This is a genomic window from Mesorhizobium sp. 1M-11, from assembly GCF_001303895.1.
In the GTDB taxonomy this organism is placed as follows: Bacteria; Pseudomonadota; Alphaproteobacteria; order Rhizobiales; family Rhizobiaceae; genus Mesorhizobium.
The window spans coordinates 112,351-127,365 of sequence record NZ_LJSD01000075.1; the positions used below are offsets into that span (position 1 = coordinate 112,351).

The 15,015-nt window shown below is 61.8% G+C and carries 15 protein-coding genes and 1 tRNA gene; 9 read left to right on the forward strand and 7 right to left on the reverse strand.

Translation table 11 applies throughout. The features are described from left to right. Positions 1–76: 76 nt before the first annotated feature. Together AO692_RS29945 and AO692_RS29950 are read right to left on the reverse strand one after the other, a co-directional pair. Entirely contained in the window at positions 77–1,408 is a 1,332-nt protein-coding gene (locus AO692_RS29945) for an extracellular solute-binding protein (RefSeq protein ID WP_054313686.1), read from the reverse strand. A gap of 210 nt (positions 1,409–1,618) precedes the next feature. Further along, on the reverse strand, positions 1,619–1,996 hold the full coding sequence (locus tag AO692_RS29950; protein WP_152980028.1) for a hypothetical protein: 378 nt from the start codon (positions 1,994–1,996) through the stop codon (positions 1,619–1,621). Positions 1,997–2,242: 246 nt separating this feature from the next. Between AO692_RS29950 and AO692_RS29955 the strand changes: the two genes are divergently transcribed. Then, a complete protein-coding gene (locus tag AO692_RS29955) occupies positions 2,243–3,166 on the forward strand; it encodes a sugar phosphate isomerase/epimerase (RefSeq protein ID WP_054313688.1) in 924 nt (307 codons plus the stop codon). 252 nt (positions 3,167–3,418) lie between these two features. Here AO692_RS29955 and AO692_RS29960 read toward each other — a convergent pair whose 3' ends face one another. Then, on the reverse strand, positions 3,419–3,727 hold the full coding sequence (locus AO692_RS29960) for a hypothetical protein (RefSeq protein ID WP_054313689.1): 309 nt from the start codon (positions 3,725–3,727) through the stop codon (positions 3,419–3,421). Between the two features lie 340 nt (positions 3,728–4,067). On the opposite strand from AO692_RS29960, the gene AO692_RS29965 reads away from it, so the two are divergent. The 6 genes from AO692_RS29965 to ugpC all read left to right on the forward strand — a co-directional run bounded on the left by AO692_RS29965 (position 4,068) and on the right by ugpC (position 10,625). Continuing rightward, positions 4,068–5,072, forward strand: a complete 1,005-nt coding sequence (locus AO692_RS29965) for a LacI family DNA-binding transcriptional regulator (protein WP_054313690.1) — start codon at positions 4,068–4,070, stop codon at positions 5,070–5,072. Between the two features lie 59 nt (positions 5,073–5,131). Then, positions 5,132–6,499, forward strand: coding sequence for a sugar ABC transporter substrate-binding protein (locus AO692_RS29970; protein WP_054313691.1), 1,368 nt, complete (start codon positions 5,132–5,134; stop codon positions 6,497–6,499). A 74-nt stretch (positions 6,500–6,573) separates the two neighbouring features. After that, on the forward strand, positions 6,574–7,500 hold the full coding sequence (locus AO692_RS29975; protein ID WP_054313692.1) for a sugar ABC transporter permease: 927 nt from the start codon (positions 6,574–6,576) through the stop codon (positions 7,498–7,500). Then, entirely contained in the window at positions 7,493–8,338 is an 846-nt protein-coding gene (locus tag AO692_RS29980) for a carbohydrate ABC transporter permease (RefSeq protein ID WP_054313693.1), read from the forward strand. Before AO692_RS29975 ends, AO692_RS29980 begins: the two co-directional genes overlap by 8 nt. A 26-nt stretch (positions 8,339–8,364) precedes the next feature. Beyond that, positions 8,365–9,561 carry a glycoside hydrolase family 172 protein gene (locus AO692_RS29985; RefSeq protein WP_054313945.1) on the forward strand — a complete coding sequence of 399 codons (1,197 nt, stop codon included), beginning with the start codon at positions 8,365–8,367 and terminating at the stop codon, positions 9,559–9,561. Positions 9,562–9,563: 2 nt separating this feature from the next. Further along, complete coding sequence (gene ugpC, locus AO692_RS29990) at positions 9,564–10,625, forward strand: sn-glycerol-3-phosphate ABC transporter ATP-binding protein UgpC (RefSeq protein WP_054313694.1); 1,062 nt, start codon at positions 9,564–9,566, stop codon at positions 10,623–10,625. A gap of 163 nt (positions 10,626–10,788) precedes the next feature. Here the strand turns inward: ugpC and AO692_RS29995 are convergent. From AO692_RS29995 to AO692_RS30005, 3 genes are all read right to left on the reverse strand, one after another. Next, a tRNA-Glu gene (locus tag AO692_RS29995) sits at positions 10,789–10,863 on the reverse strand. 149 nt (positions 10,864–11,012) lie between these two features. Then, positions 11,013–11,417: a VOC family protein gene (locus AO692_RS30000; protein WP_054313695.1), complete on the reverse strand. Its 405-nt coding sequence runs from the start codon at positions 11,415–11,417 to the stop codon at positions 11,013–11,015. A 5-nt stretch (positions 11,418–11,422) separates the two neighbouring features. Further along, entirely contained in the window at positions 11,423–11,803 is a 381-nt protein-coding gene (locus AO692_RS30005) for a hypothetical protein (protein WP_054313696.1), read from the reverse strand. Between the two features lie 26 nt (positions 11,804–11,829). Here AO692_RS30005 and AO692_RS30010 point away from each other — a divergent pair, with 26 nt between their 5' ends. Further along, entirely contained in the window at positions 11,830–12,891 is a 1,062-nt protein-coding gene (locus AO692_RS30010; RefSeq protein WP_054313697.1) for an RluA family pseudouridine synthase, read from the forward strand. Between the two features lie 190 nt (positions 12,892–13,081). Further along, the gene (gene rpoH, locus AO692_RS30015) at positions 13,082–13,993 is read left to right on the forward strand and encodes an RNA polymerase sigma factor RpoH (protein ID WP_054313698.1); all 912 of its coding nucleotides are present in this window, start codon (positions 13,082–13,084) and stop codon (positions 13,991–13,993) included. 83 nt (positions 13,994–14,076) lie between these two features. Here rpoH and AO692_RS30020 read toward each other — a convergent pair whose 3' ends face one another. Continuing rightward, positions 14,077–14,964: an MBL fold metallo-hydrolase gene (locus AO692_RS30020; RefSeq protein WP_054313946.1), complete on the reverse strand. Its 888-nt coding sequence runs from the start codon at positions 14,962–14,964 to the stop codon at positions 14,077–14,079. Positions 14,965–15,015: the final 51 nt, after the last annotated feature.

Consider the following 15,015-nt stretch of genomic DNA (forward strand, 5'->3'; position numbering starts at 1 on the left):
GACGCTCCTTGCCTTGTCATGATTATGAAAAGAGCGCCGCGGCTTTGCCGCGGCGCCTGGGGTCTGTCGTCTCAGCTTACGGCAGCGCCACGCCCTTGTAGGTCTGCTCGTAGCGGCGCAGGATCTGGTTGCCGCGTTCAACGACGGTATCGATCGCAGCCTGCATGTCCTTCTGGCCGGTGAAGGCAGCTTCCAGCTCCGAGCGCAGCTCGGCGCGGATCGAGGTGAAGTTGCCGAGACGGATACCGCGTGACAGCGGTGTGACGTCGGACGCGGTCAGCGAGGCAATCGCGATGTCGCGGTTGACCCGCTTCGGATCCTTGTAGAAGCCGTCGGCCTTAAGGAGCTCATAACCCTTGGTCGTGACCGGGATGTAGCCGGTATTTTCGGCGATGTACTTCTCGCCGGTGTCCGGAGCCGTGACATACTTCAGGAAAGCTGCGGCAGCTTCGTATTCTTCCTTCGACTTGCCTTCCATGACCCACAGCGAAGCACCGCCCACCATGGAGTTGGTGCGCTTGGCCGCATCGAGGACCGGCATCATCGCCACATCCCACTTCAGGTCCTTGGCCTGGGTGTTGTGGACGGTGCCATGGTTGGCGATCGACGTGATGGTGGCGGCGCAGGTGCCGTCGGCGAAGGCCTGGACGACGTCCTTGCCCATCTGCTTGGTCTGGATCTTGGCGTAACCGGCATCGAGCCAGGACTTGAAGTCCTTCATGTGGTCGACGAAGGCGGTCTTGTTGAAGGCGAGTTCGGCGCCGAGGCCGCCATAGCCGTTGTCGAGCGTGGCAAGCGGAATGGAGTTGGTGGCCGAAAACTGCTCGAGATCCATCCAGGAATCGAAGTCGAAGGCAAAGCCGCAGGGAACGCCGGCGGCCTTCATGGCCTTCAGGTCTTCGCCGAACTCGGCCCAGGTCTTCGGTGCTTCGGTCTTGCCGATCTTCGCGAAGGCTTCCTTGTTCCAGTAGAAGACGGCGGTCGATGAATTGTAGGGGAACGACCACATCTCGCCGGCGGAAGTGGCGTAGTAGTTGGCAATGCCGGGGAAGTAGGCCTTCCAGTCGATGTCGAGCTTGTAGTCGTTGGCGAACTTGGTGGCCGGATAGATGGCGCCCGACAGCATGAAGTTCACGGTGCCGGCATCATAGATCTGCACGACGGTGGGATGCTGCTTGGAACGATAAGCCGCGATGGTGTTCTGCTCAGCCTTGTCGTAGCCACCCTGCCCGGTGCAGACGGCTTCGTACTTGTCCTGCGACTGGTTGAACAGCTGGCAGTGCTTGGCCACCACCTCGCCGAGGTCGCCGGTCAGGCCGTACCAGAATTCGAATTTCGTGCGTTCGGCGGCATTGGCGCCACTGGCAAGGACGACGGCCGTCGTCGCGAGCAGGATCAATCGTTTCATTCGTCCTCTCCAGACAGGAAGGTTGCTGCGCGAGCGAAACACCCGCTACGGCGCCTCCCCTAGAGAGATCACATGACAGCCGCGTTGTGGTTTCGTGATGAAATGACGACAATCCCCACACAATCCCGCCCCCTACCGGGTTGGCAGCACGGTTATTCATTACCTGGGTCGGAGTGTTCCCAAAGATCGGACTTGCACATCCATTCCGGCTCAGACGCCGGCATCGCGGATTTCGAAGACGTTGCCGCCGCTGGTGACGAAGCGCCCACGTTCGCCGCGGCGCACGCTGTAGCACTTCTCGCCACCGTCGCGGATCTCGCTCCACACGGTACACAGTTCGCCATTGCGGAGCGCCCAGCGGCCCCTGTCGCCATGCCGAGCCGAATTGTCGCCCGAATTGTCAATCGTGATCTCCGCGGAGCCGTCGGGCGCCAATATCAATGAGCCGCCGCGCCAGCCGCCATCTTCCCACCAGGCGATCGAGCGTCCGACCAATTCATTCTTCAATTCGGTCGATGTGAGATCGGCAGCGCCCGCTTCGCCGGTGACAAGCACCGAAGCGGCCAGGACTGCCGAATGCAAAGCCATGCGACGCATCGCTCGAATCCTCATCCATGACGATCAGATGACGATTCAATGACATTTGCCGGCTGCTGTCGAGCCTTGGTTGCAGCCCCCCGCAACCGGTTTTCCCCAGGCGGCGTCAGGGAAGTGTCATGTGCCGGTCAGATGCCGGACATGAAAGCGCGGCATTGTGTCGAACGGCCTGTCGAGCATCGCTCGGCCGAACCCCAGCCCGCAAATGCCCAGCCTGTCAATTGAAGGACCACGCCCATGTCAGCCGTCACCGGCACTGGAATCTCTGCTCACAAACGCGCCAACGATCTCTCGGACTTTGCCGAGGAGCTCGACATGATTGAGGAGCTCGGCGTCGAGGCGATCGAACTGCCGACCTACGACATGGACATCGTCGTAGGCGGCAAGATCAGGAAGCCGCAGCTCACCGCCCTGAAGCGCGCCTGCGCCGGCCGCGATGTCGTCTATTCCGTACACGGCCCCCTCGCCATCAACTTCATGGACGAGACCTATCGGCTGCCGCGTCATTTCGAAGTGCTGCAGGCGTCTCTGGAAGTGGCGGCCGAGGTCGGCGCCGAACACTATGTGATCCATTCCGGCCTGATGCCGATGCAGCAGGCCAATGGCATCGAGGCCGGCTATCAGCGCCAGCGCGAATGGCTGGCCAAGAGCGGCGACATCGCCCGTCAGCACGGGCTGATCCTCTGCGTCGAGACCCTGTTTGCCGGATATGAAGGCAAGGGACTCGCAGCCTCTCCGTCACGGCTTGCCACGGAACTTGGCGCGATCAACCATCCGAACGTCATGGCGACGCTCGATTTCAGCCACGCCTATCTGAAACTCGATTTCGACGGCCGCCGCGACGCGTTTGTCGAGGAAGTAAAGGCATTGGCGCCCTACTCGCGCCATTTGCACGTTCATGACAGCTTCGGCCGCCAGGACGACATCTGGATGTTCACCGATGGCGAGCGCGTCGCCTACGGCCACGGCGACCTTCACCTGCCGGTCGGCTGGGGCGATATCCCCTGGGACAGACTGATGACCGAATGCGAATTCCCGGATGGGGTGCTGTTCAACATCGAGTTGAAAGAGCGTTACTGGTACGCCGCCCAGGATACGGTCGACGCCACCCGGCAACTCGCTGAAAAAGCACGCTTCGTGCGCACCGCCGCAGCGGCTTGAGGTGCTGGAGCAATTCCAGGAAAAGTGTGTTGCGGTTTTCCGTCCGGAATTGCGAAAAAACAAAAAAGTAAGAGCGTTTCCGTGAAAAACGGAAACGCACTAGACCGAGCTGATCGGAGATTGGCGCTCCAGAAAGCATCTGCCTGAGTATCGGCAACGGCACCAATGGCGAATGGTGAGTGACACCATTCGCATTGTCCGTTTCGTACGGAACTTCTCGTCCAAAGCCAATCAGCCAGGCATTCGAAATGCCTAGTTTGCAGGCGCTGGCTGTGCCGGTTCCTGACTGCCGGTGGAGGCAGGCGGTTGCGCCGGCGTCTCGGCTTCCTGTTCAGGCGCTTGCGTTGGTTCGGCCGAAGGCGTGTCGGGAGCCGGTGCTGTTTGCTGGGTGGGGGCAGTTGGCTCGCTGGGCTGTGCCGGCTGCTCGTTGGTCAGAACCTCGTCGGTCTTGGCTTTGATCTCGTCGGCGGTCTGCTGGCTGATGAACCCATAGTTGACGGCCAGGCCAACAACCAAGGCAACAATGATACCGATGATGGCGGTTTTCAGGTTTTTGGACATTGGAAGAGGCCTTTCGAAAGCCCACCGGCGACCGTATCAACAATCACCTGATGGTGCCCCTCCCACCGAACAGTAGCGTGCCTCAGCCTCCGGCGATGGTCAATCCTTGCGGAGACGCACAAGCATCGCAACAGGAAGCCAGGAGCTCGTTGAGAGGCAGGTACGCCGTCAGAGGCTAATGAATGAACTAATCGGGCGTCCCCATGAACGGCGATTTGATCGCAACCCAGCCTGCAGGCCGCCGCACTCAGACTGCGTAAGTGCACCTGCCACGCGACGAGCAAATCCACATTTTGTAAATCGATTTGCAAATCGATTTACAAAATGATAGCGCTACGAAATGAGCACCATTGCGAAGGTTGCCGCGAAGGCTGGCGTGTCACCGACTACGGTCTCGCATGTCATCAACCACGCCGACCGCGTGTCGAAATCGATGCGCGAGCGGGTTGAGGCGGCGATCCTGGAACTTGGCTACCGGCCAAACCCGCAGGCGCAGAGCCTGCGCACTGGGCGCACCAATCTCGTCGCGATGCTGATCCCCGACATCCGCAACCCGTTCTATCCGGAACTGGTGAAAACGGTGCAGTCGGAACTCGAGGCAGTCGGCCTCGACATGCTGATCTTCAACACCGACGTTCCAGGCGGCCACTCGCAGGATCATGGCCGGGAATATCTGCGGCAGATCAACAGCAAGCGGGTCGACGGACTGATCGTTGGCGATTTTGCGCTGCACGGCATGCATGATGCGTTGCTGCAGGTGGAAGCACCTGCGGTGTTCATCGGCAATCTGCCGAACCGCGCCGTCGACAGCATTCGCATCGATGATTTTGACGGGGGCTATCAGATGGGCGCCTATCTGGCCCGCAAGGGCCACCGTCGTGTCGCGCATGTGACCGGGCCATCCTTCTTCACCGAGGCGATGCAGCGCGCCGACGGGTTCGAGCAGGGGCTGCGCGACCATGGCGCCGAGCCTGATCCCAATCTGCGCTTCGAAGGCAGCTATCTGGCGCCATCCGGCCAGGCAGCGGCGCAATGGCTGCTCGAAACCTGTGGTGGCGCGCTGCCGTCGGTGATCTTCTTTGGCAATTATCTGATGGCCTCCGGAGCCATGGCGGAATTCTACGACCGCGGCCTGCGCGTGCCTGATGATGTGAAGCTGTGCGTCTTCGGCGATCAGCCCCAACTGGAATATGTCCGGCCACGCCTCACCCGTGTCGGCAATGCGCCGGCCGAACTCGCCGGGCGGGCCGCGCGCATGCTGCTGGAGCGGCTGAGCGGCGCCTATGCCGGCGCGCCGCGCAGCGAAATCGTGCCCTGCTTCTTGAAGGAATTCGATACCGCATAAGCCGAGCTGGCGCGGGAGGAGAACTGCGCCGTCTCAATCCAAAAAAGGGAGGAACAAAGATGAGCGACAAACCGAAACTTTTCGTGCCGTCCAGCTGGTCCCGCCGGCGCTTCCTGCGCAACAGCGCGACCTTTGCCGCGGCCGGTGTCGCCAGCGGCGTCAGCGGCTTTCCCTTCATCAACAAGCTGCCGGTCCGGGCGCAGGATGCGCCGCTGAAATTCTGCCAGTTCTACGCACCCGGCGGCCAGGTGAAGCCGCAGGTCGACTGGTTCGAAAAGATGGTGGCGGACTGGAACGACAGTCACGAGCAGAAGGTCGAGCTCGAGTTCGTCCCCAACAAGGAATATATCAACGGCCCGAAGCTGGCGACAGCCTTTGCCTCGGGGCAAGGGCCGGACATCTTCATCATCTCGCCGGGCGATTTCCTGCGTTACTACAATGGCGGCGTGCTGCAGGACCTGACGCCTTATATCGACGAAAAAGCCCGGGCCGATTTCCCCGAAAGCGTACTGGCCACCCGCATGGTCGACGGCAAGATCTACGGCCTGCCGATGGAGGTCGAGCCGATGGCCATGTATTATTCGGTCAAAGCCTTCGAAGACGCCGGGCTGAACGAAAATGATGTTCCCAAGACCTGGGATGAATTGCTGGAGCTCGGCAAGAAACTGACCACGCCGGAGCGTTATGGCCTGCTGTTCCAGACAGCGCCCGGCTACTATCAGAACTTCACCTGGTATCCCTTCCTCTGGCAGGGCGGCGGCGAGTTCCAGGGCGCGGATGGCAAGAGCGCCTTTGATTCACCCGCCACGGTGCAAGCGCTGAAATTCTGGCAGGACGCCGTCAATTCGGGCGCCGCACCCCGGCAGGTCTTGGGCAATGGCGCCAATGACAGTGTCGCCAATCTTGCCTCCGGCTACTGCGCCATCCAGAATGTCGGCATCTGGGCGATCGCGCAGTTGAAGAACAATGCCAAGGATTTTCCTTATGGCGTGTTCCGCCTGCCGACGCCTGCCAATGGCAAATACGTCACAGTCGGTGGCGGCTGGGCTTTTGTGGCCAATGCCAAGGGCAGGAATCCCGAGGCCGCCGGCCAGTTCTGTGCCTGGGCTCTGGCGTCGACCGAGCAGGGCTCAGTCGATCGCGTCGCCACCTGGTGCACCGAGGCGAAGTCCGACATGCCGCCACGCGACAGCGCGCTGAAAGCGCGCGAAGCGGCATTCGGCGAGGGTATGATCGGCAAATTCGCCAGGGATATCCATCCCGGTACGCGCGCCGAGCCGCGCGTGCCGCCGGAGGTCTACAAGATCATCTCCGACGCGATCCAGCAGACCATGCAGGGCGGCGCCGATCCGCAGGCTACGGCCTCCGCTGCCTCGCAGCAGCTGGATGCCTATCTGGCCTCCTATTCGGGCGCGCCGCTCCTTTGACATCCTCCCGGACGGCGAACGCAGCCCAGCCCCGCGGGGAGGCGTTCGCCGGTTCGGAGCCGTTGCCTGGACCCATGACCACGACAGCCAAACCCAAGTTCAAGCGCAGCCGCATTTCCGCCCGGCACCGGGAATGGATTGCCGGCTATCTGTTCGTGCTGCCCGACGCATTGGGGCTGCTCGTCTTCCTCGGCCTGCCGATGCTTCTGTCACTGGTGCTCGGCCTTTACGAGGTGGATGGTTTCGGCTCCTACCGTTTCGTCGGCATGGCCAACTACACCAAGATGATGTCGGACCGGCTGTTCTGGCAATCGGCCAAGGTGACGGCCCTCTATGCCGTCATGCTCGTCCCTCTGCTTTATGTCTGCGGACTGAGCCTGGCGCTGCTGGTGCAAAAGACCAACCGTTTCAACGGTGTTATCCGCTCGATGTTCTTCGCGCCGCACATGATCAGCCTCGTGGTCGTGGCGCTGGTCTGGCAGTTTCTGGTGGTCGACAAGATCGGCGTACTCACCCGCCTTGCGTCGGCGCTGGGATTTGCCGGCATCTCGCTTCTGGGCGACCCTGATTTCGCGCTGTTCACGGTCGTGGCGGTCAGCGTCTGGTTCCTGATGGGCTATTACATGCTGATCTTTCTCGGCGGCCTGCAGGACATACCGGCGATGTATTACGAGGCCGCGACGATGGATGGCGCCGGGCCCGTAGAGCGCTTCTGGTACATCACCTTGCCTCTGCTGAAGCCGACCAGCTTCTTCGTCATCATGATCTCGATGGTGGCGGCGGTCGCCGGCAGCCAGGCCTTCGACATCATCTGGGTCATGACCTCCGGCGGCCCGGCAAATTCGACCTCCGTGCTGATCGTCTACATCTACCAGCAGGCCTTCGGTTTTGGCGCGTTCGGCTATGCGGCGGCGATGTCGTCGATCCTGGTCATCACGTTGATGGTGCTGACTGGTCTGATGTTCCTGCTCACCCGCGGAGGTCGCTTCAGCTATGACTAAGAAGCCTTCGCTCTATTTCAGCGCCTCACAGGTCACCATGGTGCGGCTGGTCTGGATGACGGTCGCTGCGATCCTGGCGCTGATGATCATCTTCCCGCTTTTGTGGATGACCTCGATCTCGTTCAAGACGGCGCAGGACGCGTTTTCACCGACCCTTTTGCCCGCATCGCCGACATTCGGGAATTTCACCTATGTGATCACCGAAGTCCCGTTCGTCCGCTACATGGCGAACAGTCTTTTTGTCTCCGCCACCGTCACGGTGGTGGCGCTGTTCTTCCATTCCATGGCGGGCTATGCGCTGGCGCGGCTGCGGTTTCCGGGCCGTGAGCTGATCTTCCTCGCCATCTTTTCGACGCTGCTGGTGTCGCTGCCGGTCATCATCGTGCCGCTGTTCATCATCGTGCGCGCCATGGGCATGCTCAACACCTATGCCGGCATCATCGTGCCGTCGATCTTCAACGCCTTCGGCATCTTCCTGCTGCGCCAATATTATCTCTCGCTCCCGCGTGAGATCGAGGAGGCGGCGGTGATCGACGGCGCCGGCTACTGGCGCATCTACTGGAGCGTGATCCTGCCGCTGTCGAAGCCGATCCTCGCGGCGCTGGCGATCCTGTTCTTCCTGGCCAACTGGAATGCCTTCCTATGGCCGCTGACGGTGGCTTCCGACCAGGATCTCTGGGTGGTGCAGGTCGGCATCGCCAACTTCAAAAGCGAATATTCCGCCGCCTGGAACTACATGATGGCTGCGTCGACCATCGTCGCCATCCCCACCCTCGTGCTGTTCCTGATCTTCCAGCGGCAGATCATGGACTCGATCAAGACGAGCGGCCTGAAATGACCGCGAACAATGCCAAGGACATCAGAATGACCAATGCCGGGCTTTCCCCGTTGCGCGGCCTCGCCAAGCTGCGCAAGGCCAAGACGAGGCGGTTCTCCAGCTTTGACCGCACCGGCGGAAATGACGACCGGCTGCATGTGGAGCCCGGACAGACCGTCACCATCGCGGAACACGCGGGCGCCGGCATCGTCACCCACATCTGGGTCACCATCCAGTGCCAGAGCGAGAGCTATCTGCGCAAGGCGGTGCTGCGTGCCTGGTGGGACGGCGAGGCGGAACCCAGCATCGAGACGCCGATCGGCGACTTTTTCGGCATGGGTCACGCGCGCACGAAAAACTATGCGAGCCTGCCGATGCAGGCGAGCCCGGAGGACGGCAAGGCTTTCAACTGCTATTTCCCGATGCCCTTCGGCTCCGGCATGAAGTTCACCATCACCAACGAGGCCGAACACGACCTTTTGTTCTACTACTACATCGACCTCGAACTGCATGACGAACTCGAAGAGGACCTCGGCCGTTTCCATGCGCAATACAGGCAGGAACGGCCTGAACCTTTCGACGAGACCGGCTTGACCAATGAGCAGGTGCTGTTCGGCGGCGAGACCGTCGACGGCAAGGACAATTACGTCATTCTCGATGCTGCCGGCCACGGTCACTATGTCGGCGTGCTCTACAGCGTCTACTCACGTCGCCGCGCCGAGGTATGGGACTGGTATGGCGAAGGCGACGACATGATTTTCGTCGACGGCGAACCGGGCCTTTGCGTGCCGGACACCATTCGCAAGCCGGACCCCCGCATCGGGCCGAAAGCCGCGCCGATCAAGGATCGACCCGAATCCGCGCCCGGCGCCAACGATGCCTGGCCGCCCACTTTGCACGGCACCGGCACCGAGGATTATTTCAACACCGCCTGGTGCCCGACGCAGGATTATGACGCGCCCTATCACGGCATCATCGCCGCCGGCGGGCCGAACTGGACCGAACCGGTGACGCTGTATCGCTGGCATATCGAAGATCCGGTGATCTTCCAGAAGAACATTCGCGTCACCATCGAGCACGGCCACGCCAATCGCCGCGCCGACGACATCTCCTCGGTCGCATTTTGGTATCAGAATGAGCCTCACAAGCCGTTCGACGCTTTGCCGAGCGTCGCGGACCGGGTGCCGACCTTTCGCCGCCCCTATCACAACTGGCCGGCGGTGGAAGCCGGCAAGAGGCGTTGACGATGGCACGCGTCGACATTGACAATGTGGTGAAGCGTTATGGCACTGTGCAGGTCGTGCACGGCGTTTCGACCGCCATCGAGGACGGCGAGTTCGTCATCCTGGTCGGGCCTTCGGGCTGCGGCAAGTCCACTCTGCTGCGCATGATCGCCGGCCTGGAGCATGTCTCCGGCGGTACGGTCAGCATCGACGGCGAAGTGGTCAACGATGTCGCGCCGAAGGATCGCAACATCGCGATGGTTTTCCAAAACTATGCGCTCTATCCGCATATGACGGTGGCGCAGAACATGGCGTTCTCACTGAAGCTCGCGGGTGTTTCCAGGCAGGAGATGCAGGCCAAGGTGGGGAACGCCGCTCGTACGCTCGGGCTTGAAACCCTGCTTGACCGATTTCCCGGACAGCTCTCCGGCGGCCAGCGCCAGCGCGTTGCCATGGGCCGCGCCATCGTGCGCGATCCGGAGGTTTTCCTGTTTGACGAGCCGCTGTCCAATCTGGATGCCAAGCTGCGGGTACAGATGCGGGCCGAGATCAAGGCTCTGCATCAGCGGCTGAAAACGACAACGATCTATGTGACGCATGATCAGGTGGAGGCCATGACCATGGCCGACCGCATCGTCGTCATGCGTGATGGCATTATCGAGCAGGTGGGCACGCCGCTCGATCTCTACGACACTCCGGCAAACCTGTTCGTCGCCGGATTTCTTGGCAGTCCGACCATGAACTTCATCGAAGGTCGTATCGAGGGTGGACGCTTCCTGAATGATGACGGCGTCAGCATCGCAGCGCCGGGCGGACTGCCGGAAGCGCCGGTGATCGCCGGTATCCGGCCCAATCTTGTTGGCCTCGCAGACAAGGGGTCACCGTTCGAGGTGCTGGTGGTCGAGCCCACCGGCGCCGAAACCCAACTGGTGCTTCAAGCCGGCAAGACGCAGCTTGTGGCGCTGGTGCAGGGCCGTGTTGCGCTGCAACCCGGCGCCAGCGTGGGGATCACCTTTGATCCGGCAGGTTTGCATTTGTTCGATCGACGAACCGGCACGCGCCTTCCGCAGATGTCACCTAGTTGAGAAAACGAAGCAGTCGATGGCGACCCTGCGCGATCGCGCACTTTGCCATGCGTCAACGGAATGACGTCTATTTGTCAGGGAAAACGCCAGAAGCCGCTTGTCCGCTTCCGGTCCCAATGCGGCCATCGTTGCCGATAGCTCGCAGTTTTGTGCTGAATGGTGCTGGTACGCCCAAGGGGAATCGAACCCCTGTTTGCGCCGTGAGAGGGCGCCGTCCTGACCGCTAGACGATGGGCGCAGCCGAGAACGGCGATATAGGCTGGCGCGTTTGAAAAAGCAACAGGCTGAAACCGGCAAGTTTTGGCCTGGGAAGGCGTCGTCTTGCCCCTGCTCCATCTGGGCCGTTCGAAAGGGCACGGCTCTGGGAAACGGCTTCCGCCGGTCGCCTCAGTGTTTCAGCTGAATCAGATCCCATAGATTGCCGTACAAGTCCGCAAACACGGCAACCGTGCCATAAGGCTCGTGGCGCGGTGCTTCGCGGAACTCCACGCCACGCGCCAGCATGGTGGCGTGGTCGCGCGCGAAATCGTCGGTTTCGAGGAAGAAGGCGACGCGGCCGCCGGTCTGGCTGCCGATGCTGGCAATCTGCTTCGCGCCCTCGGCCTTGGCGAGAAGCAAGCGCGCTCCGCCACCGGCCGGCTCGACCGTCACCCAGCGCTTGCCGCCGCCCAGATCGACATCAGACGTCAGCGCGAAGCCGGCGCGGTCGACGTACCAGCGGATCGCTGCGTCATAGTCGGCAACCACCAGCGTGACGGTGGCGACGCGGCGTCCGGCGGCAAGATCGCTCATGGCATCTACTGAAGGCGCAGCGTGTAGCGGCCGATCATGCGCCGTTCGGCGATGTCGTAGACGAAGATCGCGCGGCTGCCGTCGGTCAGTTCCGCTTCGATGGACAGTCGATCGCCCGACAGGGACTGCGACAGAACCTTGGCGCCGACCGGCAGCACGATGTCGCCTGTCTGAGGCTCACCCGCCGGGGTCTGGATGTCGCCGGCAATCGGCGTCGTCGGCTTGGCGGTGTAGGATTTGTAGACAAGCGCCGCCACCACGACCATAAGGGCGAGGAACAAAAGGCCAAGATTGACGACCATGAAGCGGATCAGCTTCCTGCGCAGCTTGTCCACATTCGGATCGAGCGGCTTGTCTTCCTCGTCATCGGCAAGGGGCCGGGCCATGGGCGATCTATTCCGGAACTGTTTCGATGGCCGCACCTGATAACGAAGACACCGATGAATTGATAGAGCCGGGCGAATTGATAGGTGCGGCGCCGATCGAGCTGAAAGCCGGCGAAGACGCCGCCGGCCAGCGTCTCGACCAATGGCTCGCCGCGCAGCTGGCGCCGCAGCTTTCGCGCAGTCGCATCCAGGCGCTGATCAAGCAGGGTGCGGTGCGCATTGCCGGCCTGCAGGTAGACGAGGTCAAACGCAAGCTCGCCGCCGGCGACAGCATCTCCGTGGAGATGCCGGAACCCGAGCCCGCGGAACCGCAGGGCGAGGACATTCCGCTCGACGTCCTTTACGAGGACGACGCGCTGATCGTCATCAACAAGCCGGCAGGGCTGGTCGTCCATCCCGGCGCCGGCAATTGGACCGGCACGCTGGTCAATGCCCTCATCCACCATTGCGGCGCGAGCCTTTCCGGCATCGGCGGCGTCAGGCGTCCGGGCATCGTCCACCGGCTCGACAAGGACACCAGTGGCGTCATTGTGGTGGCCAAGACCGACCATGCTCACCGCGCCTTGTCCGAGGCCTTTGCCGACCACGGCCGCACCGGCGACCTGCAGCGCGCCTATGTCGCGCTGGTCTGGGGCATCCCGCCGCGCCCGACCGGCATTGTCGACGCGCCACTCGGCCGCGCCGCCGACCGGGTGCGCCGCGCCGTCGTGCCCGAGCATCGCGAAGACGCACGCCATGCCGTCACCCATTACTCGGTGGAAGAACGCTTCGGCGAAGGGCAGGACAAATTCGCCGCCGCAAGCCTCGTCGAATGCCGGCTGGAAACGGGGCGCACACATCAGATCCGCGTGCATATGGCCCATATCGGCCATCCGCTGGTTGGTGACCCCGATTACGGCCAGGCTTTCCGCACCAAGGTCAACCGCCTGCCGGAGCCGTTGAAGAGCAAGGTCGCCGCTTTTCCCCGCCAGGCCTTACATGCACGTCTACTTGAATTCAGCCATCCCGATACCCATCTGACGATGAGGTTCGAGGCGCCGATGCCAGGGGACATGGAGGATCTGGTCGGCGGCTTTCGAAATCTCTGAACCTGCCACCAAAAAACCTGACTCGTATTGTTCACTTCAGAGTGACACACTGTTCCACCTTGAACAAATACGTGGATTTTCCGGTTTTGTTCCGGTATAGTCCATACCAGCGCGATCGTGCCGTCAGGCAGGCGCGTCACATGCCCGCCGCGTTTCGGGGGCATTCCTAAAAGAGAGGAGGGCGCTATTCATGGCCCAATCACTACCCAGTATCGTTTCCGGTGAAGGCGGCCTCAGCCGCTACCTGGAAGAAATCCGCCGCTTTCCGATGCTCCAGCCGCAGGAAGAGTACATGCTCGCCAAGCGGTATCAGGAGCATGAAGACACAGGCGCCGCCCACAAGCTCGTCACCAGCCATCTGAGGCTCGTGGCAAAGATTGCCATGGGTTATCGCGGCTACGGCCTGCCGATCGGCGAAGTCATCTCGGAAGGCAATGTCGGCCTGATGCAGGCCGTCAAGAAGTTCGAGCCGGAGCGCGGTTTCCGGCTGGCCACCTATGCCATGTGGTGGATCAAGGCCTCGATCCAGGAATACATCCTGCGCTCGTGGAGCCTGGTCAAGATGGGAACGACCGCCAACCAGAAGCGCCTGTTCTTCAACCTGCGCAAGGTGAAGGGCAAGATCCAGGCGCTGGACGATGGCGACCTGAAGCCGGACCAGATCGCCGAGATCGCCACCCGCCTCAACGTTTCCGAGGAAGAAGTGGTCTCCATGAACCGTCGCCTGTCCGGCGACGCCTCGCTCAATGCGCCGATCCGCGCGACCGAGGGCGAGAGCGGCGAATGGCAGGACTGGCTGGTTGACGATCACGACAGCCAGGAAGAAATGCTGATCGAACAGGACGAACTTGACAACCGCCGCCAGATGCTGGCAGGCGCCATGTCGGTCCTGAACGATCGCGAACGCCGCATCTTCGAGGCACGCCGCCTCGCCGAGGAGCCGCTGACGCTGGAAGAGCTGTCGACTGAATTCGACATCTCCCGCGAGCGTGTGCGCCAGATCGAAGTGCGCGCTTTCGAAAAGGTGCAGGATGCGGTCAAGGCCGCCGCCAAGCGCCAGGCCCAGGCGCTGCGCACAATCGACGCGCAGCCTGCCGCCTAACGCTGCCGACGGATCCATGAGAAACGGCGCCGGGAAACCGGCGCCGTTTTTTGTTTGTCCGCGTTCGCCAGGCGACTGGGCGATTACAGCCCGTCCAGCGGGAACTTCAGATATCTTTTGCCGTTCGCTTCCGGTTCGGGCAACCGACCGCCATTCATGTTGACCTGCAGCGCATGCAGGATCAGCCGCGGCATCGGCAGGGTCTTGTCGCGTGCCTCACGCAAGGCCACGAACTCCGCCTCGGTCGTCGGAACACGGACATGCGAGTTGCCGCGCTTCTGCTCGGCCACCGTCGTTTCCCACAACGCGTCGCGCCCACCCGGCTGATAATCATGACCGACGAACAGGCGCGTTGCATCCGGCAGCGCCAGGATGCGCTGGATCGAGCTCCAAAGCCGTGCGGCGCTTCCGCCGGGAAAATCGGCACGGGCCGTGCCGCTGTCCGGCATGAACATTGTGTCGTGGATGAAGGCGGCATCGCCGGCAACATAGGTGATCGACGCCAGCGTATGGCCAGGCGAGAACAGCACACGCACCGGCAGCGAACCGACGTGGAAGATTTCCCCGTCAGCGAACAGCCGATCCCATTGCGAACCGTCGGCGCGAAACTCCGGCCAGTTGTAGATTGCCTTCCACAGCGCCTGGACGTCGACGATCCTTTCGCCGATCGCGGTCGGCGCTCCGGTCTTTTCTTTCAGATAATGGGCGGCGGAAAAATGATCCGCATGGGGATGTGTGTCGAGAATCCATTCCAGTTCGAGCCCGCTCTTTCCGATGAAAGCGAGCAGCGCATCCGCATTGCCTGTGGAGGTCGCTCCCGACTTTTCATCGAAGTCAAGGACAGGATCGACGATAGCGCAGCGTCGCGTCGCGCTATCGGCCACCACATATTGAATGGACCCGGTCGGCTTGTCGTAGAAGCCGGTCACCTGTGGCCTGGCCAAGGATGCATCCAACTGCGCCTCCCGCATCGTCCGCCTGGAATAGTTTTCTAATCCAAGATCGATGCGGAGTATCGTCAT